15 protein-coding genes are annotated in these 21,712 nt (G+C 67.6%); 4 read left to right on the top strand and 11 right to left on the bottom strand.

Annotated features, from left to right (window positions below; all coding sequences use genetic code 11):
- Nucleotides 1–41: 41 nt before the first annotated feature.
- The 4 genes from ACM9LZ_RS20750 to rpmE all read right to left on the bottom strand — a co-directional run bounded on the left by ACM9LZ_RS20750 (nt 42) and on the right by rpmE (nt 2,444).
- A complete protein-coding gene (locus ACM9LZ_RS20750) occupies nt 42–464 on the bottom strand; it encodes a VOC family protein (protein ID WP_416621432.1) in 423 nt (140 codons plus the stop codon).
- A gap of 58 nt (nt 465–522) precedes the next feature.
- Entirely contained in the window at nt 523–1,005 is a 483-nt protein-coding gene (locus tag ACM9LZ_RS20745; RefSeq protein WP_416621431.1) for a Csu type fimbrial protein, read from the bottom strand.
- A 90-nt stretch (nt 1,006–1,095) separates the two neighbouring features.
- Nucleotides 1,096–2,004 (bottom strand): spore coat protein U domain-containing protein, encoded by a 909-nt coding sequence (locus ACM9LZ_RS20740; protein ID WP_416621430.1) that lies wholly within the window; start codon nt 2,002–2,004, stop codon nt 1,096–1,098.
- 218 nt (nt 2,005–2,222) lie between these two features.
- Nucleotides 2,223–2,444, bottom strand: coding sequence for a 50S ribosomal protein L31 (gene rpmE / locus ACM9LZ_RS20735; RefSeq protein ID WP_416621429.1), 222 nt, complete (start codon nt 2,442–2,444; stop codon nt 2,223–2,225).
- 210 nt (nt 2,445–2,654) lie between these two features.
- Between rpmE and ACM9LZ_RS20730 the strand changes: the two genes are divergently transcribed.
- The 4 genes from ACM9LZ_RS20730 (at nt 2,655) to ACM9LZ_RS20715 (ending at nt 9,339) form a co-directional block, all read left to right on the top strand.
- A complete protein-coding gene (locus ACM9LZ_RS20730; protein WP_416621428.1) occupies nt 2,655–4,448 on the top strand; it encodes an ABC transporter transmembrane domain-containing protein in 1,794 nt (597 codons plus the stop codon).
- Nucleotides 4,449–4,785: 337 nt separating this feature from the next.
- Nucleotides 4,786–6,126, top strand: coding sequence for a dicarboxylate/amino acid:cation symporter (locus ACM9LZ_RS20725; RefSeq protein WP_416621427.1), 1,341 nt, complete (start codon nt 4,786–4,788; stop codon nt 6,124–6,126).
- A 79-nt stretch (nt 6,127–6,205) separates the two neighbouring features.
- Nucleotides 6,206–7,990, top strand: a complete 1,785-nt coding sequence (locus ACM9LZ_RS20720; protein WP_416621426.1) for a sensor histidine kinase — start codon at nt 6,206–6,208, stop codon at nt 7,988–7,990.
- Nucleotides 7,987–9,339, top strand: coding sequence for a sigma-54-dependent transcriptional regulator (locus ACM9LZ_RS20715; protein WP_416621425.1), 1,353 nt, complete (start codon nt 7,987–7,989; stop codon nt 9,337–9,339). Before ACM9LZ_RS20720 ends, ACM9LZ_RS20715 begins: the two co-directional genes overlap by 4 nt.
- Here the strand turns inward: ACM9LZ_RS20715 and ACM9LZ_RS20710 are convergent.
- The 7 genes from ACM9LZ_RS20710 to ACM9LZ_RS20680 all read right to left on the bottom strand — a co-directional run bounded on the left by ACM9LZ_RS20710 (nt 9,322) and on the right by ACM9LZ_RS20680 (nt 21,665).
- Nucleotides 9,322–10,371 carry a LacI family DNA-binding transcriptional regulator gene (locus ACM9LZ_RS20710; RefSeq protein ID WP_416621424.1) on the bottom strand — a complete coding sequence of 350 codons (1,050 nt, stop codon included), beginning with the start codon at nt 10,369–10,371 and terminating at the stop codon, nt 9,322–9,324. The genes ACM9LZ_RS20715 and ACM9LZ_RS20710 overlap by 18 nt on opposite strands.
- Before the next feature lie 418 nt (nt 10,372–10,789).
- Nucleotides 10,790–11,911 (bottom strand): serine hydrolase domain-containing protein, encoded by a 1,122-nt coding sequence (locus ACM9LZ_RS20705; RefSeq protein ID WP_416621423.1) that lies wholly within the window; start codon nt 11,909–11,911, stop codon nt 10,790–10,792.
- Between the two features lie 285 nt (nt 11,912–12,196).
- Nucleotides 12,197–14,602 carry a glycoside hydrolase family 3 N-terminal domain-containing protein gene (locus ACM9LZ_RS20700; protein ID WP_416621422.1) on the bottom strand — a complete coding sequence of 802 codons (2,406 nt, stop codon included), beginning with the start codon at nt 14,600–14,602 and terminating at the stop codon, nt 12,197–12,199.
- Nucleotides 14,603–14,728: 126 nt separating this feature from the next.
- Nucleotides 14,729–16,720: a sialate O-acetylesterase gene (locus tag ACM9LZ_RS20695; protein ID WP_416621421.1), complete on the bottom strand. Its 1,992-nt coding sequence runs from the start codon at nt 16,718–16,720 to the stop codon at nt 14,729–14,731.
- Entirely contained in the window at nt 16,717–18,834 is a 2,118-nt protein-coding gene (locus tag ACM9LZ_RS20690; RefSeq protein ID WP_416621420.1) for an alpha-glucuronidase family glycosyl hydrolase, read from the bottom strand. Before ACM9LZ_RS20690 ends, ACM9LZ_RS20695 begins: the two co-directional genes overlap by 4 nt.
- Before the next feature lie 100 nt (nt 18,835–18,934).
- Nucleotides 18,935–20,335, bottom strand: a complete 1,401-nt coding sequence (gene uxaC, locus ACM9LZ_RS20685; protein ID WP_416621419.1) for a glucuronate isomerase — start codon at nt 20,333–20,335, stop codon at nt 18,935–18,937.
- Between the two features lie 184 nt (nt 20,336–20,519).
- On the bottom strand, nt 20,520–21,665 hold the full coding sequence (locus tag ACM9LZ_RS20680; RefSeq protein WP_416621418.1) for a Fic family protein: 1,146 nt from the start codon (nt 21,663–21,665) through the stop codon (nt 20,520–20,522).
- Nucleotides 21,666–21,712: the final 47 nt, after the last annotated feature.

Below are 21,712 nucleotides of genomic sequence, written 5' to 3'. Positions count from 1 at the left end.
CTCTCCGGCGGTATAGGCCCTTTGGATGGAGGGGGGCGACCTCAGCGGGCGAAGATCATGGCTTCGTCGCGGAACGCCTTGAATTCCAGGGCGTTGCCGGACGGGTCCAGCAGGAACATCGTCGCCTGTTCCCCCGGCTTTCCGGTGAAGCGGATGCCGGGTTCGATGATGAAGCGCTGGCCCGCCGCGCGCAGCCGGGCCGCCAGCATCTCCCAATCCGGCCAATCCAGGATCAGGCCGAAATGCCGGACGGGCACGTCATGCCCGTCCACGGGGCTGGTATCGCGCGCGCCGCATTCCCCCGGCGCCAGATGCGCCACGATCTGGTGACCGTGAAGATCGAAATCCACCCATTGAGGGGAACTGCGCCCCTCCGCACAGCCCAGCAGGCCGCCATAGAAGCCGCGGGCCGCGTCCAGGTCATGAACGGGAAAGGCCAGATGGAAGCGTGGCCGCGTTGTCATGCCGGGTTCCTCCGGGATGGGCGGGATGGGCGGGATGGGCGGGGAGGGGTAGGGAAGGTTATTTGGCGGCGATGCTGATCGTCACCGTATCCTCGTAATCGCCGGCCTGTCGGTTGGTGCCGGGCGGGATGGAGACGGACAGCACGGTCTGCCGCGCATTGCCGGACACGCCGCGTTCGGCGGCCAGGGTGCCGGTGCTGCTGTTGGTGTCCCCGTAATGCAGGGTATAGCCGATATTGGCCCCGCCGGCCGACAGGGCGCCGCCATTCTTGGACACCATGCTGACCGTATAGCCGTTGGAGGCGTTGCACCGCTCCTCCACCGTGGCGACGGGCAGGTTGGTGACGCCGGCATTCAGGTCCAGCGTGGCGCTGGTGGTGGACAGGGCGACGGTGCAGCTTTGCGGCATGCTGGCGCGCAGGGTCAGTGTCGCCTGGGTCGATCCCTGCGCCTGCGCCAGAACGCCCACCCCGGCGCACCCGGCCAGGACCAGCAGGGCCGTGACGCGGCCGATGGCATTGCGCCTGAACTGATTGGCCATATCCCACCTCACTTCCACCCGTTCTGGGCATTCCGGCAGCCCCCTGGGCGGGGAAGCGCCGTGCCGGCCATTTGGCCGGCAATAAGGATATTATTCGGTCGTGATCGTTAAGATCAAGTTGTCATGGTAGGTGCCGGCCAGCGCCTGCGGTGCCGCGTCGCTTTCCACCCGCAATTCGTAATTGCCGGCGCCGCCCAGCCCCACCGTGGTGCCGCTACCCAGCGACACGGCTCGGCCACCGACATAAAGCCGATAACCGATGCCCGACGGGCTGTCGCGGGACACCAGGCGGCCGGCATTCTCGGAGGAAAGCGACAGCGAATAGTCGCCATTGCCGCTGACCGACAGTTCGAACCGGCCGCTGCCGCCGCGCGTCAGTTCCCCCATGTCCAGCGTGCCGACCGATCCGGACAGCGGCCGCGACACCCCGTCGACCACCACGCTGGCGCTGACCACGGACCGCACCTTGGTACGCACCTGGGCCGTGCGGGACGCGATGGGGCCATAGGGCGTCCCGTCCCGCAGCTCATAGACATTGACGGTGACGCGGTCCTGATAGGTGCCCTTGGCGACAAGCTGTCCCGGCTCGATATAGCTGAAGACCTGCAGGCGGGCGGTATCCTGCTTGGCGCTCATGGCCAGGGGGAACATGGCCGATTCGTTGCCACGGATGTCGCCGACCCGCTGGCTCAGCCGGGCATCCTTGTAAAGTTCATAGACCAGCCGGTCCTTGGCGCTTTCCATGACGCGGGTGCCGTTGCCCCCGTCATCGATGCCGACCAGCAGCGCGCAGGCGCCGCCATCCTTGTGCCGCAGCTCGATCTCGTTATAGCCCGTGGCGCCGCCGCCATAGGGATCATACTCAGCCGTCGGCTCGATCCGGTCGATGGACCGGATGTCGATGTCGCACCGGTCGCTGTCCTTGGCCATAGCCGGCAGGGTCCCGGCCAGCAACAGCAGCACGGGCAGGAACGGCAGGCGCTGGAACATCGGGGGCATCGCACGTCTCACCCTGTCCGGAAGCTTGCAGAAGCGTGCAACCGACAATGCCAGCATCGGCCACCCGTCTCCAGACCGCCTGGTGCGAATTCGTATAAAGGCCCCGCACCGTCCGGACAGCCTGATCCAGGCAGACCAAACATACAGGCAGGCCAATACAAAAAGCGTCGCCGGAAATGTCCGGCGACGCTTTTGCGCGTGCCTTGCGGCCAAGCAGCTTACTTCAGGCCGAAGCTCTGGAAGCGCTTGTTGAACTTGGCGATCTGGCCACCGGTATCCAGCAGCTTCTGCACGCCCGTCCAGGCCGGATGGGACTTCGGATCGATGTCCAGACGCAGCGTGTCGCCGGCCTTGCCCATGGTGGTGCGGGTCTTGAAGGAGGAACCGTCGGTCATGACGACGGTGATCTCGTGATAAGCGGGGTGGATGTCAGGCTTCATGGTCGGCAGTCCCTAAATCGAAGCCGCGCTTATATACAAAGCCTGGGGCGGTGGCAACCCCATCCGGCCCCGCATCGCTGCAAGGCAGGGCTGATACACATGGGCGCGGCAGCTATGCCACCCGGGCGTGGATATTGCCCTGGCGCGGCCATGCGGTTACCACGGGTGCGTGTGGATTTCATCAGCTTTCTTCCTGCCGGAGCGACTTCCTTGGTCTTTCGTGACAGCAGTGCCGGAACGGGCGGCCCGGATGGCCGCAACCGCCGCGATCTCAAGCCCCTGCGGCTGCTCTGGCCCTTTTTGAAGCCCTATGGCATGGCCATGGCGGGGGCCACGCTGGCCCTTGTCGTGGCGGCGGGCACCGTGCTGGGCCTGGGGCAGGGGCTGAAGGCCCTGGTCGATCGCGGATTCGCGGCCGGCAATGCCGACCTGCTGAACCAGGCGCTGTTGGTCATGCTGGTGGTCATCGTACTGCTGGGGGTCTCCACCTTCACCCGATTCTATCTGGTGTCCTGGATCGGGGAACGGGTGGTGGCCGATATAAGGCGCAAGGTGTTCGACCATCTGGTCACCCTGTCGCCCTCCTTCTTCGAGACGACGCGCACGGGCGAGGTGCTGTCGCGCCTGACCACCGATACCACGCTGCTCCAGCAGGTGATCGGCACCAGCGTATCCATCGCGCTGCGCAACGCGCTGATGCTGGTCGGCGGCCTGGCGCTGCTGGCCCTGACCAGTGCCAAGCTGACGGGGCTGGTACTGCTGGTCGTGCCGCTGGTCGTGGCGCCCATCGTGGTGTTCGGGCGCAAGGTGCGCACCCTGTCGCGGGCCAGCCAGGATGCGGTCGCCGATATCGGCAGCACGGTGGACGAGGTGCTGGGCGGCATCCGCACGGTCCAGGCCTTCGGCCGCGAGCCGATGGAGGTGCGCCGCTTCGCCGACCGGGTGGAGGAGACGGTTGCCGTCTCCCTGCGGCGCATCCGCGCCCGCTCCTGGCTGACCATGCTGGTCATCGTGCTGGTGTTCGGGGCCATCGGCATGGTGCTGTGGATCGGCGGGCATGATGTCATCGCCGGGCGCATCAGCCCCGGCCAGCTTTCCGCCTTCATCTTCTATGCCGTCATGGTGGCGGGCGCGGTCGGCGCCCTGTCCGAGGTGGCCAGCGACCTGTCGCGCGCGGCCGGCGCCACGGAAAGGCTGTTCGACCTGCTGGCCACCGTTCCCGACATCCGCGCCCCTTCCCATCCGCTGCCCCTGCCGGTGCCGACGCGGGGGGAGGTCGTGTTCGATGGCGTGTCCTTCAACTATCCCTCCCGCCCCCGGGACAGCGCGCTGTCGGGTCTGGATCTGGTCATCCATCCGGGCGAGCGGGTGGCGCTGGTGGGACCCAGCGGGGCCGGCAAGACCACGATCTTCCAGTTGCTGCTGCGTTTCTATGACCCGCAGGCCGGCGTGATCCGGCTGGACGGCGTTGACATCGCCCGGACGGACCCGGCCGACCTGCGGGCCCGCATCGGCATCGTGCAGCAGGAACAGGTGATCTTCTCGGCCAATGCCATGGAGAATATCCGCTATGGCCGGCCGGGGGCCACGGATGCGGAGGTGCGTCAGGCCGCCATCGCCGCCCATGCCCTGGATTTCATCGAAGCCATGCCGGAAGGGTTCGACACCTTCCTGGGCGAGAAGGGGGTGCGCCTGTCCGGCGGCCAGCGCCAGCGCATTGCCATCGCCCGCGCCATCCTGCGCGATGCCCCCGTGCTGCTGCTGGACGAGGCGACATCGGCGCTGGACGCGGAAAGCGAGCGCGCTGTGCAGGCGGCGCTGGACGGGCTGATGAAGCGGCGGACCACCCTGATCATTGCCCACCGGCTGTCCACCATTGTCAATGCCGACCGTATCGTCGTGCTGGAGGCGGGCCGCGTGGTGGAGACGGGACGGCATGAGGAACTGATCCGCCGCAACGGCCTTTATGCCCGGCTGGCCGCGCTCCAGTTCGACCGGGGCTGACGCGCAAGGCTTCTCCCGCTTCCCCTCCCCCGTGTGACGTCACACACCCTGTCACACAGGGGGGGCGCGCGCATGGCTGCCGGCAACGGCGCACCGCGCCTGCCGTGCCCTCCCCCCACACGGGATGGTCGGGCGTGCTTGTCCGGAAATCCGCACGCGCGGCCCTGGAAATTGTCCGGATTTCCCGACAGACCGGCAGCCGGCCGGACGCCAAGTCCTTGAAAAGATGAAGACCACCCCTCTGGCACGCGACGTGCTCTGAAGGGGGCACGAAGGGCGGGACGGGGCCGGGGGCTCCCAACCCACCGATGGTCAACATCGAAACGGGAGAAGCGACATGGCCCAGGGTGCCAGCGTCACGGCCGCGCCGGTGGCGCGCGGGAAATTCTATCACAGCCTTTATGTGCAGGTGCTGGGCGCCATCGCCATCGGCATCGCGCTGGGCCATTTCTATCCGTCCATCGGCGAGAGCATGAAGCCGCTGGGCGATGCCTTCATCAAGATGATCAAGATGCTGATCGCCCCGATCATCTTCTTCACCGTCGTGCATGGCATCGCCGGGATGGAGGACATGAAGAAGGTCGGTCGCGTCGGCCTGAAGGCGCTGATCTATTTCGAGGTGCTGACCACCGTCGCCCTGATCCTGGGCATGGTGATCGTCAACCTGTGGCAGCCCGGTGCCGGCATGAATGTCGACCCCGCCGCGCTGGACACGAAGTCCATCGCCGCCTATGCCGCCAAGGCGCAGGAACAGGGCACGGTGGCTTTCCTGATGCATGTCATCCCCACCACCGTGGTCGGCGCCTTCGCCGAGGGGGAGATCCTGCAGGTGCTGTTCATCTCCGTCCTGTTCGCCTTCGGCCTGCACGGCCTGGGGGATCGCGGCCGGCCGCTTCTGCACATGATCGACCAGGCGTCGGGCGTGTTCTTCCGCATCGTCGCCATCCTGATGAAGGCCGCCCCCATCGGCGCGTTCGGCGCCATGGCCTTCACCATCGGCAAGTACGGGGTGGAGACGCTGGTCTCGCTGGGCCAGTTGATGGCCGCCTTCTATGTCACCTGCCTGATCTTCATCTTCGGCGTGCTGGGCATCGTGGCACGGGCGGCGGGCTTCTCCATCACCCGCTTCATCCGCTACATCAAGGAGGAGCTGCTGATCGTGCTGGGCACCTCCTCCTCCGAAAGCGCCCTGCCGCGCATGATGACCAAGCTGAACAGGCTGGGGGTGGAGAAGTCGGTCGTGGGGCTGGTCGTGCCCACGGGCTATTCCTTCAACCTGGATGGCACCTGCATCTATCTGACCATGGCCGCCATCTTCCTGGCGCAGGCGACCAATACGGACCTGACCATCTGGCAGGAACTGGGCATCCTGGCCGTGCTGCTGCTGACCTCCAAGGGGGCGGCCGGTGTCACGGGATCGGGCTTCATCGTGCTGGCGGCCACCCTGGCCACGGTCGGGCATATCCCCGTCGCCTCCATCGCGCTGATCCTGGGTGTGGACCGTTTCATGTCCGAAGCCCGCGCGCTGACCAACCTGATCGGCAACGGCGTCGCCACGCTGGTGGTCGCCAAGTGGGAAGGTGCGCTGGATACCGACAAGCTGGCCGCCGAACTGGCCAACCCGACCGGGATCGAGGAGGCGGAGCGCCCGCGCGCCGTGATGGCCCCGGCGGAGTGACGCCGGGCGCCGCCACCCGGCGGCCGGCTGGAGATAGAGCTTTCCGGCCGCGACGGCCTTGCCCTATCCTGGACCTGCCATGAGCCAACCCGAAACCGATCGTGCCAGGAACAGGGTGAAGACCGGCCTGATCGCGGCGGCCTTCGCCCTGTCGGCGTTCCTGCTGGCCTGGGCCGGTGGGGCGCTGGCCGCGCGGCTGGCCCGTGACAATCTGGCCGAAGCGGCGGGCCCGCGCCGCGCCCTTTATGTCGCCGGCCTGCGCAGCGAGCTGACGCGGCACGAGACGCTGCCCGCCATCCTGGCCCTGTCGCAGACCCTGCGCCGCGTGCTGCATGCGCCCGATGATCCCGCCGCCGTGGCGGAAGCCAACCTCTATATGGAGCGGATCGCCGACCGGACGGGGGCGGCGGCGCTTTATCTTCTGGATACGGGCGGCACCACGCTGGCGGCCAGCAACTGGCGCCGGCCCGACAGTTTCGTCGGCCGCAATTTCGCCTATCGTCCCTATTTCCGCGAGGCGCTGGCCGGCGGGTCGGGACGCTTCTATGGCATTGGCACGACCAGCCGGGAGCCCGGCCATTATTTCGCCCGCGCGCTGGAGGATGGCGCCCTGACATTGGGCATCACGGTGGTCAAGGTGTCGCTGGCGCCCGTGGAGCGGTCCTGGGCCCAGGCGGCCGACCCGATCCTGGTGGTGGACGCCAACGGCGTCGTCATCCTGTCTTCCAACCCGGACTGGACCTTCCGCATGCTGGCGGCCCCGACGGCGGCGGAGCAGGTGCGGCTGGCCGATACCCGCCAGTATGAGGGGGTGCGGCTGCGGCCGCTGGACTGGCGCCCGGGACCGGACGGCACGGCATCCCTGGCCGGCCTGCCCGACCGGTATCTGGTGACCGGCAGCGCCGTGGAGGGGACGCCGTGGCGGCTCTACCTCCTGTCCAGCCTGGACGGGGTGGACCTGGCCCGTGACATCGGCCGCACGGCCGGGGTCGGGCTGACGGCGCTGCTGGCGCTGGCCTGGCTCTATTGGCGGCAGCGGCGGCGGACGCGGCTGGCCTGGCGGCGGGCGGCGGCGGCGCTGGAGGGGCAGGTCGCGGCCCGCACGGCCGAACTGGTCGCCGCCAACCAGGACCTGCACCGTGCCCAGGACGGGCTGGTGCAGGCGGCCAAGCTGGCGGCACTGGGCCAGTTGTCGGCCGGCATCACGCATGAGCTGAACCAGCCGCTGGCCGCCTTGCGCACCTTTTCCGACAATGCCGCGACCTTCCTGGAGCGCGGCCGGCTGGACCGGGTGGCAGAGAATCTGCGCCATATCGCCGGGCTGACCGAACGCATGGCGCGGATCACCGGCCAGCTTCGCACCTTCGCCCGCCGGTCCGACAACCGGCCGGAGAATGTGCCGCTGGCCCGCGCCATCGATAATGCCCTGACCCTGCTGGTGGAAAAGACGCGGCGCACGGGGGCGGTGATGGTGATCGACCTGCCAGAGGGGCTGCCGGCGGGCGGACAGGTGCGCTGCGACCCCCTGCGGCTGGAGCAGGTGCTGGTGAACCTGCTGGGCAATGCGCTGGATGCCGTGGCCGGGGCGCCCGTCCGCCGGGTGCGGGTGACGGCCGGGCCGGCGGCGGCGGCCGGGCGGCTGCGCCTCGACATTGCCGACAGCGGCCCCGGCATCGCACCCGCCGACATGCCCCGCCTGTTCGAGCCGTTCTTCACCACCAAGGCGCCGGGACTGGGCCTTGGTCTGGGGCTGGTGATTTCGGCCGGCATCATCCGCGACCATGATGGTAGCCTGTCGGCGGCCAATGGTCCCGATGGCGGGGCGGTCTTCAGCGTGGAGTTGCCCGTGGGGGAGCAAGCATGAAGGACAGCGCGCCGCGCATCCTGCTGGTGGAGGATGACGACGCCGTGCGCCTGGGCGTGGAACAGGCGCTGGAACTGGCCGACCTGCCCGTCACGGCCTTCGCCGCGGCCGAGCCGGCGCTGGCGGCGCTGGGCCGGGAGGGCGGCGACCTGCTGGTCACCGATGTCCGCCTGCCCGGCATGGATGGGCTGGCCCTGCTGCGGGCCGCCCTGGAGCATGACCCGGACCTGCCGGTCATCCTGATGACGGGGCATGGCGATATCGCCATGGCCGTGGGCGCCATGCGGGATGGCGCCTATGACTTCATCGAGAAGCCCTTTGCCTCCGACCGGCTGGTGGCGACCGTCACCCGCGCGCTGGAAAAGCGCCGGCTGGCGGCAGAGGTGGGGGTGCTGCGCCGGGCGCTGACCCGGCAGGACGGGCTGGACGCCGTCCTGCTGGGCCGGTCCCCCGCCATGATGGCCGTCAAGCACCTGATCCGCCAGGTGGCCGATACGGGTGCCGACGTGCTGATCCTGGGGGAGACGGGCAGCGGCAAGGAGATGGTGGCCCGCGCCCTGCACCAGTTCTCCAACCGCGCCGCGAAGCCCTTCGTCGCCATCAATTGCGGCGCCATTCCCGACAGCATGGTGGAGAGCGAGCTTTTCGGGCACGAGGCCGGCGCCTTCACCGGGGCGGCCAGGACCCGCATCGGCAAGCTGGAATTCGCCGATGGCGGCACCGTCTTCCTGGACGAGATCGAAAGCATGCCACTGGCAGCACAGGTGAAGCTGCTGCGTGTCCTGCAGGACCGGCGCGTGGAGCGGCTGGGCGCCAACCGGTCCATCGCGCTGGATATCCGCTTCGTGGCGGCGACGAAGGAGGATCTGGGAGCCCTGTCGAAGCAGGGCCGGTTCCGCGAGGATCTCTATTTCCGGCTTAATGTCGTGCCCCTGGCGCTCCCGCCGCTGCGCGACCGGCGGGAGGATATCGCCCTGCTGCTGGACCATTTCCTGCTGCTGGCCGCCGACCGGCTGGGCCGCCCGCCCGCCCTGGTGCCGGCCGCCGACCGGCAGGCCCTGCTGGCGCATGACTGGCCCGGCAATGTGCGCGAACTGCGCAACGCCGCCGACCGGGCAGCGCTGGGCCTGCCGGCCCTGATGCGGGGGGCGGCCGTGGTGGAGGCGGGGCTGGCCGCCCAGGTGGAGGCGTTCGAGCGCCAGTTGATCCGCATCGCCCTGATGGAGATGCAGGGCGATGTCGCGGCGGCGGCGGACCGGCTGGGCGTGCCCCGGAAGACGCTTTACGACAAGCTGAAGCGGCTGGCGATCGATATGGACGATTTCCGCCCGTCACGCCCCGTCCGTTGAATCGCGGCGCACCAGCTTGTAGCCCAGCAGCTTCTGTTCCGGCCCGTCCCCGGCGCGCGGCGCCTGGGACCGGGTGCGCAGGGCATTGGCCAGCACCATGACGGCGGCCTTGCCCATGGCGGCGATGGGCTGGCGGATCGTGGTCAGGGCGGGCCAGACCGTGGTGGCGATCAGCGTATCGTCGAAGCCGGCCACGGCCACGTCGCCCGGCACATCCAGACGCAACCGGTGCGCCACCGAAATGGTGGCGGCGGCCATGTCGTCATTGGCGGCGAAGATGGCCGTGGGCCGCGGATCGGCCGCCAGCAGCCTTTCCGCCGCCATCAGGCCCGAGGCATAGTCGAACTGTCCCTGTTCGGTCAGGATGTCGGCATCGCCGATGCCGGCCGCCTGGCAGGCATCCAGGAACCCGTGCAGGCGCATGTCGCTGGCCGACTGGTTGCGGTTGCCCTTGATGAAGCCGAGCCGCCGGTGCCCCTGGCCGATCAGGTGTTCGGTCATCTGCCGGGCGGCGGCGTAATTGTCGATGCGGATGGTCGGCATCGTGGGGTTGGGACGCCCCGTGGCCACGGCCACGGCCAGCACGCCCGCCGCCTCCAGCAGGGAGAGGATGGGTTTGGACTCACAGAGCGGTGGCGGCAGGATGAAGGCGTTGACGCCGCCCTGCAGAAGCCGGGTGACGGCGGCAGCGGCCTTGGCCGTGCCGGCGCATTTCTCCACGACGAGCTGATGGCCCTCCCGGCTGCTCTCATCCAGCGCGCCCACCAGGAATTCCGACAGATAGGCGGATGACGGGTTGGAATAGAGCAGGCCGATGCGCAGCACCTCCGACCCCGCCAGCCGGCGGGCGGCGGGATTGGGGGTGTAGTTCAGTTCGCGGATGGCCGCTTCCACCAGGGCGCGGGTATTGTCGTTGACCTTGTCATCCTTGTTGATGACGCGCGACACGGTCATGGACGAAACGCCGGCCCGTGCCGCCACCTCCCGGATGGTGACCGCCTGTGTACCCCGCCGCCGCTGTCTTTCCGCCATCGCCTGCCCCTGAACCCGAAACGCCGGAGTTCCTTATCCGCCCTGTGCGGGTGTTAGCGCAACCGTTCAATGGTTCTGTCCGGGGTGTGGACGGCGCGGGCTCCAGCTTTCAATCCCCGGAAAGGAAGGACAATCTTTCAAACCCTTCGGGACTGGCTTTCAAACCCTTCGGGACCGGGCGTCCTCTCCCCCCCCCCCGTACACCAGTTGCCGGCCGTTTTCGAAATGGCCGTCGGACAGCGGATCTGCCGCACAAAAGCCGGTGGCATCGAGGTCAGATCAACTGTGGCTGTCTTTGGCTGATAATGGCGGCGTGATTTTTCGCCCCTTCCATGCTGTGCCCCCATGGGGGCGCTGATGTGTTGAGCCTGGGTTGGGCGGGCTTATACCGTTTTGCGATGATCAGAACCTGTTGGCTCTAATCATCGCCCTCAGCGCCCGCCGCGGGCAGCACGAAATCGGTCAGCAGACGTTCGGACAGGCCGTGGGCATCCCGGACCCGGAAATTCGTGGTCGTGATGGTCACGACGATATGCAGCCGGGGGAATACCACGACCTTGTTGCCGCCCATGCCATTCATCAGCCAGGCGAGCTCCTCGCCCTGTGCCGTCTTCAGGCGCTTGATCCACCAGAGATATCCGTAGTCCGTCTGGTCATCGACCTGGGCCTGGGGGCTGGTCGAGGCGCGGACCCAGTCGGCGGAGATCAGGCGCTGGCCCTGCCAGATGCCGCCATCCAGATAGAGCTGCCCCAGCTTCAGCAAATCCCGGCTGCGCAGGCCCAGGCCGCCGCCCGTCATGGCGTCGCCCTTGGGGGTGAACTGCCACTCGACCGGGCCGAACTGCATCGGCCCGAACAGGCGCTGCTGGGCATAATCCTGGACGGTCTTGCCCGTGGCGCGCTGAATGATCGGCCCCAGCGTCGTAGCGCCCGCCGTACAATAGCTCCAGCTTCGCCCATGCGGCGACCGGGCCGGCGGCGACTCCCAGGCAGGGAAACCCCTGATCGGCAGGTCGAGCGTGAACCTGACCCAATCCTCGATCAGGTACATCCGCTCCTCGTTCCCGCGGGAGTAGGAGTTGCTGTCATTGCATTCGAGCAGCGAGCTCATGGTGAGGAAATCCTCCACCGTGATCCTATCCTTGCGCGGATCGGGATTCTGGAGGGGCTGCAGCTCGGGAAAGAAGGCGGTGACCGAGGATTTGACACTGGTCAGCGCCCGGTCGCCGATCGCCAGACCCACAAGCATGCCGGTGACGGTCTTCGTCACCGAGCGCGTGTTCCGGCGGGCGTCGCGGCCACCCTCATCGAAATAATGTTCATAGACCAGACGCCCGTTGCGGGCGATGACGACGCTGGTGACCCTCTGGAAGTCACCCTTTTCGATGGCGGCCGTCATGGCATCCAGACGTGCGGGGTCGAGGCCCCCGGATTGTGCATCGACGACCGCCCAATCCTGAGCAGGGGATTGCGCCAGGGCCGGCGCCATGGAGAAGAGGCACAGGGCAATGAGTGCCCATCTGGAAACCCGCCTGTTCATGCTTCCCCCCCTGGTCGTGCCATCGCGATGCATGGCATATTGTTGGCCATAGTCGGACGGCAGGCACCAGGGCCAATTCAAGGCTTGCGGGTGAACCGGTCGGCCGGGGCCACGCTCTGCCCTCCCAAGTTTCCGGCCAGACTCTTATACTATTTTGCGGTGATCAGAACCGACGGTCCTGATCAATGCTGCCCTTGTACCAGCGGCCGAAAACCCTGACCGGTGGTCAGGATTTTCGGCACCTCAATCGCCGGTGCCCCCATCCGTTGGCGTGGCTATGCCGCATCAGACGACCGTCAGCGCCACGGGCTTCAGATCCACGCTGTCGAAGCCGGTGCTGATGGTGAACAGGCCGGGTTCCACCTCGCGCTTCATGTCCATGTTCCAGATCGCCAGATCGTCCGGCGTCAGGGTGAAGCGCAGGGTGGTTTGTGCCCCGGCATCCAGCGTCACACGCTGGAACCGTTTCAGTTCCTTGATGGGGCGGGTGATGCTGGCCTCCTCGTCGCGCAGATAGAGCTGGACGACCTGATCGGCCCGGCGCCGGCCGGTATTGCGAATGGTGACGGACACCTCCACGCTGTCCCCCACGGCGATGGAGGAACGCGACAAGGACGGGGTGTCCATGTCGAAGGTGGAATAGGTCAGGCCGAAGCCGAACGGGTATAGCGGCGTGATGTCATCGAACAGATAGCCGCGCCGCGCCGACGGCTTGGCATTGTAGTAGACGGGCAACTGGCCCACGGAACGCGGGATGGTGATGGGCAGCTTGCCGCCCGGCGACACCCGGCCGAACAGCACATCGGCCACGCCGTTGCCCGTCTCCTGCCCCAGATACCAGCCTTCCAGCAGGGCATGGGCTTTTTCCGCCAGGCGGTTCACGGCCAGCGGCCGGCCGTTCAGCAGCAGCACGATGACGGGCTTGCCCAGCTTGAACATCTCCTCGGCCAGTTCGGACTGCTTGCCGAACAGGTCCAGGCTGGCGCGGTCGCCCAGATGGTTGGTGGCCCAGGCCTCACGGCTCAACTGCTCGTTCTCGCCCAGCACCAGCAGGATGGCGTCGGCGTTCGCCGCCTTGGCGACGGCTTCCCGGATCAGGGGGGCATTCTCCTCGTCCGGGACGGGGATGACCTCGTCCTCCTCCCATACCCGGGTGCGGGTCAGACGCACGCCTTCGGCATAATCGACTGTCAGCGCCGGGCCGGCAGCGGCCTTGACGCCTTCCAGCACGGAGACGACATGGCGCGGCACCTCCGAATAGCCGCCGATGGGCGTGTCCACGGCGTGGGTGCCGACCACCAGCAGCCTGCCGGCCCTGCCGGGATCAAGCGGCAGTGTCTGCTGCTCGTTCTTCAGCAGCACGATGGACCGGGCCGCCGCCTCACGCGCCAGGGCGACGGCGTCGGGCAGGGCGGTCAGCCGGTCGGCGGCCTTCGGATCGACATAGGGTTCCTCGAACAGCCCCGCCTCGAATTTCAGGCGCAGGATGCGGCGCACGGCCTGGTCGATCCGTTCCTCCGCCACGCGGCCGGCGCGGACCAGTGCCGGCAAGGCGGGGAACGCCTCCCCATCCGGCAATTCGACATCCACCCCGGCTTCCAGCGCCCGGACGGCGCCCTCGTCCAGGTCCCTGATCATGTGGTGGACCGTCTTCAGTTCGCGGATGGCGAAATAATCGCTGACGACGGCGCCCTCATACCCCCATTCGCCGCGCAGCACATCGGTCAGCAGCCATTTGCTGACATGGCTGGGCACACCGTCCACCTCGTTGTAGGAGGCCATGACGGACCGGATGGGCAGGGTCTTCACGGCCCGTTCGAAGGGCAGCAGGAAATTCTCGCGCAGGGTGCGTTCCGAAATGGGCGCGGGACCGACATTGGTGCCGCTTTCCGGCTGGCCATGGCCTGTCAGATGCTTCAGCGTGACCAGGACCTTGTCCTTGGCCAGCGGCAGGGTCGTGCCCTGGAAACCGCGCATGGAGGCCAAGCCCATCTCGGCCACCAGCCACGGGTCCTCGCCATAGGTTTCCTCCGTCCGGCCCCAGCGCGGGTCGCGCACGATGTCCACGACGGGCGACAGGGCCAGATGCACGCCGCGCAGGCGCATTTCCCGTGCCGCCACGCTGAAGATGCGCTCCACCATCTCGGTGTCGAAGGAACTGGCCAGCGCGATCGATTGCGGGAAGCTGGTGGCGCCGCGGCCCACGAACCCGTGCAGCGCCTCCTCGTGAAAGATCAGCGGGATGCCGAGCCGCGTCTTCTCCACGGCCCATTTCTGGGCGGTATTGGCATAGGTGGCGGCCTCCAGCCCCTCCCGGTTGACGATATTGGCCTTGGCCCCGGCCGCGATGGGGGCGCCATCGCGATCCACGGCGCCCACACGGTCGCCGGGACGGGAAAGCTGGCCCAGCCCGTTGGGGAAATTCTTCGATGCCAGGCGGGCATCGAAGCCGCCCTTGGCATTGTGGACCTTCTTCTTGTCCTGCCAGATGCCGATCATCTGGGCGACCTTCTCCTCCAGCGTCATGCGCTTCAGCAGGTCCTCCACCCGGTCGGCGATGGGCAGCGACGGGTCGCGATAGGGTTCGCGCCCGCGCGCGAACGCCATGCCGGCAGGCACGGAAGCGGCGGAGGTGAGCGCCAGCAGGCTGGCGCCGAACAGTCGGCGGGACAGCTTGGGGGTCGTCGGCAAGGTTTCCTCCCTGGGAACGTCAGCGTTGAGGTCGCCCTCTTCTGGAGCGATGGTAGCGCTATCATTGTGGCAAGTGGCGGGGATGTCAATGCAAGTCGGGCCGGACGGGGTGCTTTTCGGTCCGGCCTATCGCACCGGCAGTTCGAACGGGCCGGCCGGCAGCCGCGCCTCGTCATAGAGCGTGCAGACCGGGCTGTCGGCCCAGCAATAGCGCACCCGCACGGCCGGCCCGTCGCCCACCGCCAGCGCCACATTGTCGCCCGCCAGGGTGGCGTCGACATAGCGGCAGGTGCCGGGTGCGGCGTCACACAGTTCGAACCCGACGGGCCGGTGGCTGGACAGGGATTGCAGGGTGCCGGTGATGCCCGTGAAACGCACCGTCACCGTGCCGCCCTGGCGCGTGGCGTCCAGCGGCAGGGGACCGGACGGGGCCACGTCCTGGCCCAGCAGCAGGCCGCGCGCCGCATGCGCCAGACGGCGGGCCACACCCTGCTTGTTGGCGGGGTGGATGTCGTACCAGTCACCCAGCCCCATGGACACGGCCAGTGCGGCATTGCCGTCCGCGTCCACGGCTGCGCGCTGCGACCAGCGCAGCCGCGCCCAGTTGCTTTCCACGGGCTTGCCGGCGGCCGGATAGCCCCATTCGGGCAGTTGCACGATCAGGAAGGGCAGGTCCTGGCCGAACTGCCGGCGCCAGCCGGCCATCATGCCGGCCAGCAGCGACCGGTATTGTTCCGGCCGGGCCCAGTTGCTCTCGCCCTGGTACCAGATGGCGGCCCGCAGCCCATAGGGGCCGATGGGCGCCACCATGGCGTTATGGATGCGCGACAGCCCGTCCACCGTGCCCCAGGGCGCGCGGGGCACCGCGGCCGTGTCCACGGGCGTCGGTTTGTATTCCCAGGGGGTCCGCAGCGGGAGCAGGGTGCCGTCTGCCAGTTCGATGGCCTGCGCCTCGGCCGATCCGTAAAGGCCGCCATCGCCATAGCCGTCCAGGATGGCCAGGGTGATGGTGTTTTCCCCCGGTTTCAGCAGGCCGGCGGGCAGGGGATAGCGGCGGGGGTCGCCCGGCCCGTACTGGCTGCCCAGCGGCTGGCCATTCACCCAGGTGACGTCCAGATCATCCACGGGGCCCAGCCGCAGGGCGACCGCATTGCGGGCCTGTTCGGGCATCAGCGTGACGCCGGCCCGCATCCAGGCCAGGCCGTTATAGTCGGCCATTTCCGGCACGCCCCAGCTTTCCCAGGGCTTGAAGGTGGCGGGGGCGGTGCGCCATCCTTCGCCGCTGCCCAGGGGTTCGGCCCAGGGCTGCCCGGTGCCCGTGCGGCCCCACCAATCCTGCCACTCCGTGATGAAGCCGCGCACCCCCGCGACGTCGCCGCGCACAAACCGGGCCTGATGGTCCAGCGCGGCGGCATAGTCACCCTGGCGGCGCAGGTCCTGCGTGCCCATCCAGGCCTCGATCATCGAGCCGCCCCAGGCGCTGGCGATCAGGCCCACGGGCACATTGGTCAGCTTGCGCATCTCGCGCCCGAAGAAATAGCAGACGGCCGACATGTCGGGCACCGTCTGGGGCGTCACGGCCCGCCAGGCGACGGGCTGGGCGAAGCCATAGGCCGGCGCGTCCGCCACCATCTTGTCCACCGCCAGATAGCGGATATGCGGATGGTTGGCGCGGCCCGTCTCGCTCCAGGCATCCAGGGAACGATGTACCTGCATTTCCATGTTGGACTGCCCGGCACAAAAATAGACGTCTCCCACCAGCATGTCGGTCGCCGATTGCTGCGCGGTGGCCGTGCGCGCCGTCAGCGTAAAGGGGCCGCCCGGTGCCAGGGCCGGCAGGGTGGCCTGCCAATGGCCGTCGCGCCCCGCCCTGGCCGTGGCACTGGTCTGCGCGGCACCGGCCTGCCCGATGCCCACCGTCACCGTCTCCCCCGGCCGTGCCGTGCCCCAGACGGGGACCGGCCGGCCGTGCTGCAGGACGCCGTGATCCTGGAACATCGGGTGCAGCAGCGGGGCCGGCGCATCGGCCGGGGCGGGCAGGGGGGCGAGCAGCAGGGCGGCCAGCCCGAAACCAAGGGCTGCGCCTGCGTATCTGCGCGAGGAACCATTGCCGGTCATCGGCCGTCTCCCGGTGCGAAGGGGAAGGAAAGGGACTGGTAGTGGGAAAGGGGGTACGGCGGCGGGGCCTCCCCCGGCGGCAGGGGTAGCCCGTTGATCGATTGCCAATAGGCGACGCTGGCATCCCGCCACCATTGCGCCTCCTGCCGCTGTATGGCGAGGAAGGTCGACACCTCCTTGAAGCGGGCGGCGTCGATGCGGCCTTCCAGCCCCTGCCAGCGGGTGATCATGTCGTCGACGGCGGCGATGCCGCGACCGTACCGGTGCAGCAATTCCGCCCAGACGGTCCGGCCCGTGGACAATTTCCGGTCCCACCGCAGATGGTGGAACCAGAGCAGCAGGTCCGGCGGCGTGGTTTCCACCTTGTCGAACCGGTCGGCAACCGGCCCGGCATATTGGGAGACGGCATCGCTGCCCCGGCGCGTGCGGTCGAAGCCGATCCCGTCCTTCGTGGCGCGATGGAAATAGACGGATGTCCAGTCGGCGCGCGGCCCGCCATCGACCCAGGGACCCGGCCCGTAATGATGGCCGCGGCCCATCAGGTGGTGCAGGCCGAGCGGCGTCATGTAATCCACCACGGCCTGATGCGACGGCAGCATCATGGCCAGCACCGGTTCCAGCACGGCCGGGTCGGGGCTGAAACTGGCCGCGATCCATTCCCGCGCGATGGCTTCCGATGACAGCCCATGGTTCCAGGCCAGCCGGCCATAGGCGTACCAGTTGGCCTGATCGAAGGTGGAACCGGACCAGTTGCGGTCGCTGCCGATATTGGCCACGCCGGCCATGGCCGACAGGCCGTGCCCGTCCAGGCTGCCATCCGCCACCCGGGCCACCGTGGACCCGCGGGCGGGACGGAACGTGTCGGCGTCCAGCGCCTCCTTGTACATCGGGGCCAGATAGGCCAGATGCGTGGCGAAGCCCAGATATTCCTTGGTGATCTGGAATTCCATCATCAGTTTGGTCTTCGGCATGGCGCCGAACAGCGGATGGAAGGGCTCCCGCGGCTGGAAATCGATGGGGCCGTTCTTGACCTGCACCAGCACATTGTCGCGGAACGACCCGTCCAGCGGCACGAACTCGGCATAGGCCTGCTTGGCGCGGTCGTCAGGCACCTCGTCGCTATAGACGAAGGCCCGCCACATCACGATGCCGCCATGCGGGGCCAGGGCGTCGGCCAGCATGTTGGCCCCGTCGGCATGGGTCCGGCCATAATCCTGCGGGCCGGGCTGGCCTTCGGAATTGGCCTTGACCAGGAAGCCGCCGAAATCCGGGATGCGGGCATAGATCTCCGCCACCTTGGCCCCCCACCAGGCGGCGACGGCCGGGTCCAGCGGATCGGCATGCGGCAGGCCGCCGATCTCCTTGGGCGCGGAGAAGCGGGCCGTCAGATAGACCCGGATGCCATAGGGCCGGAAAATGTCGGCCAGGGCTGCGACCTTGTCCAGGTAGGGGGCTGTCAGGATGGTGGCGTTGGCATTGACATTGTTCAGCACGGTGCCGTTGATGCCAATGGAGGCGTTGGCGCGGGCGTAATCCTCGTATCGCGGGTCGTGCCAGTCGGGCAGCCGGTGCCAGTCCCAGATCGATTGCCCGGCATAGCCGCGTTCCACATACCGGTCCAGATTGTCCCAATGGTTCAGGATGCGCCGTTCGATCCGCGGGACCTCCCGGATGTTCAGCGTGTCCAGCCGGGCGCCCGTCTGTGCCAGGCGCAGCAGATGATAGGCGCCATAGAGCAGTCCCGTTCCCCCCTGTGCCGCCAGCACGGTGCGCGGGCCGATAGTGCGGATGACATAGCCGTCCGGCCCCAGGTCCGACAGGTCCAGCCGCAGGGCCCGGATGGCCGGGTCGTCGCCGGTGCCGACCAGCAGCGGCCCCTCGGTGCCGATCGGCACCGCCCGTCCCAGCAGGCCCGACAGGCCGCGCGACAGTTCGGCTGCCGCCAGTCCCTCCGGTGCGGTCGTGGCGATGGCCGAAAGCCGCGCTTCCGCCCCCGCCAGGGCCGTGCCCGTCAGCGGGCGGAAGCGCAGCCAGAGATCATAGCCATCTTCGGCCAGTGCCGGGGCCGACAGGCCGATGACCAGCAGCAGGCCCGCCATAAGGCGTCGAAACATGCTCAATCCAACCTCCCATTCCTTCGGCCCCGGTTTTGTGGAAGACGGGCCGTTCCTGATGGTTTTCGGCACCTCAAGCGCCGGAAGCGCGGCTGCCCGCTCAGAGCCGGTAGGCCTTCTTTGCCAGCCCATAGGCCAGGTCGCGGGCCAGTTCCGCTGCCTCCGCCTCGTCCAGCCGGTGTTCGGCCACCAGCCGCGCCAGGAAGGCGCAATCGGCGCGCCGGGCCACGTCATGCCGGGCAGGGATGGAGGGGAAGGCGCGGGTGTCGTCGTTGAAGCCGACAATGTTGTAGAAGCCCGCCGTCTCCGTCATCTGCTCGCGGAAACGGCGCATGCCTTCGGGACTGTCATGGAACCACCAGGGCGGCCCCAGACGCAGCGCCGGGTAATGCCCGGCGAGCGGCGCCAGTTCGCGGGCATAGGTCGTCTCGTCCAGCGTGAACAGGATGATGGTCAGGTCCCGCTCGTTGCCATAGCGCGCCAGCAGCGGCCGCAGGGAGCGCACGAATTCCGCGGCCGCCGGCATGTCGTCGCCCCGGTTGGGGCCGAACCGGCCTGTGACCAGCGGATTATGGTGGCGGGCGACGCCGGCATGGATCTGCATGACCATGCCATCCTCAAGGCTCATGCCCGCCATCTCGGTCAACATCTGGGCCCGGAAAAGCTCGGCGTCGGCCGGATCGAAGCGCCCGGACAGCACCCGCGCGAACAGGGCGGCCGCCTGGTTGGGCGACAGGTCCGCCGTGGCCGGCGTGGGGTGGCCATGGTCGGTGGCGGTCGCCCCGCAGGCCCGGAAATCCCGCCGCCGCTGGCGCAGCGCATCCAGGAAGCCGGCCCAGCCTTCCGTGTCCTGACCCGTCATGGCGCCCAGTGCCTGCACATGGGTCCGGAAGCCCGGCTGGTCGGGGTCGGTCACCTGATCGGGCCGGAAGGTGGTGATGACCCGCCCGCGCCAGCCGCTGGCCGCCAGCGCCTTGTGATGGGCCAGGTCGTCCAGCACCCCTTCGGTGGTGGCCAGCACCTCGATGTTGAACCGTTCGTACAAGGCGCGGGGCCGGTATTCCGGCCGGCCGAGGCAGGCGGCGATATGGTCATGGACGGCAGCGGCATTGCCGGGCGACAGCACCTCGTCCACGTCGAACAACTGCTTCAGCGACTGTTCCCACCAGAGGCGGGTCGGCGTGCCCCGGAACAGGTGCCAGTGGGCCGACACCGTGGCCCAGATGCGCCGCGAATCCGCCTCCACCGGCGCACCATCCAGGCGGGGAACGCCAAGAGCCTCCAGCGGCACACCCTGGCTGTAGAGCATGCGCAGCAGATAATGGTCAGGCGTGACCAGCAGGCTGGCCGGATCGGCGAAGGGCGCATTCCCCGCGAACCAGGCCGGGTCTGTATGGCCATGCGGGCTGATGATCGGCAGGTCGCGGATGTCGGCATAAAGCCGCCGCGCAATGGCGCGGGTACCCGGATCGGCCGGGAACAGGCGATCTTCGTGCAGCAAGGCGGTTTCCCCCTACCCGTCGGCGCCGGTGTTGGCCCCGGTCGCCGGTCGGGGATGCGGCGCATCCCGGAAGGATCATGGTAGCGCTATCAATTTTATGCAAGGGGCTGCCTGATCCATACTGGTATGGTAGTATGGATCGGTCGCGGCGGCAACGCCCTTGTTGCCGCCCCCTTGTTGCCGCCTATGACCGAACCAGGGCCAGCAGCGGTTCGAAGGCGTAAAGGGCGGGGCGCCGGCCCGACGCCGGTTCCACGATTTTCAGGAGTCCTGCATCGGCGAGGACTCGTGTGAATTTGTGGGCGGTGGGGACCGGTATTCCGGACCGGCTGGTGAAAGTGCTGTTGCGGAACACAGGACGGGTAAAGATGAAATCCAGGGCGCTGATGGTCCATTTGGAGGATAGGATGTCCCGGAACCGCTCCTTCATCGCCTCATAAAGGAGGGCTATCCTTTCCGCTGTTTCCAGATTCTGCCGCGCCTGGGTTTCAAGGGCGGAGAGGAAGAACAAGACCCATTCATCCCAAGCGCCCGACGCCGATGCCGCCCGCATACGGTCGATATACTCATCCTTGTTTTGCTCGAAAAAGTCGCTGATGTAGAAGTAGGGCTGACTGATGACGCCGGCCTTCCACAGCATCAGGGGAATGATCATGCGGCCGATGCGGCCGTTGCCATCCTTGAACGGGTGCAGTGCCTCGAATTCCAGATGGGCCAATGCCGTGCGGATCAGAATTTCCTGATCATCATCCGCCATATATCGGAACAGCGCCTCCATCCCGTCATTCAGGAATTCCGGACTGATCGGTACGAAAAGAATCTGTCGACGCAACCGGTCGGCCAGATAGTTCTGTTCCGTCTTGAATTCGCCAGGCGATTGATGAGCGCCCCGGCCAAAGCCTAACAGGACCCGGTGCGCTGACCGGACCAGCCAACTGCAGATCGGCAAGCCATCCTGGATGCTTTTCTGAGCCATGTCCATGGCGCGGCTGTAAAGATAAACCTCCACCGCTTCGCTTCGCGCGTTGCCATGGGCCGCATCCGCATCCTCGTCATATTCAGCTTCGATGCGCAGAACCTCGTCCAGGGTACTGACCGTTCCTTCCATGCGCGACGAGATGACGGCTTCCTGGCTACGCAGCGGTGCCAGCAGAATATCATTGTTATGCATGCTTTTGAGCATCTGGTCATAACGCGCCAGTGCTGCGGTTGCTCGCGTCAGCGGCTTCATGATCCGTGCATAGTCGCTGATCGCCGGGGGGAACTTCCCATAATGATACTGGACCGCTTCACCAAGGTCGTATCCGTTCGGAGTCTTGCTTCCCGTCATCACGTGCTTCCGTGTTGCATCCTGCCGACTGTATCTGCGGGAATATC

It is taken from the genome of Niveispirillum fermenti, assembly GCF_048066175.1.
GTDB lineage: Bacteria > Pseudomonadota > Alphaproteobacteria > Azospirillales > Azospirillaceae > Niveispirillum > Niveispirillum fermenti.
Note: the sequence above shows the minus strand (reverse complement) of the source record. Positions and strands in the feature narration are given on the sequence as shown.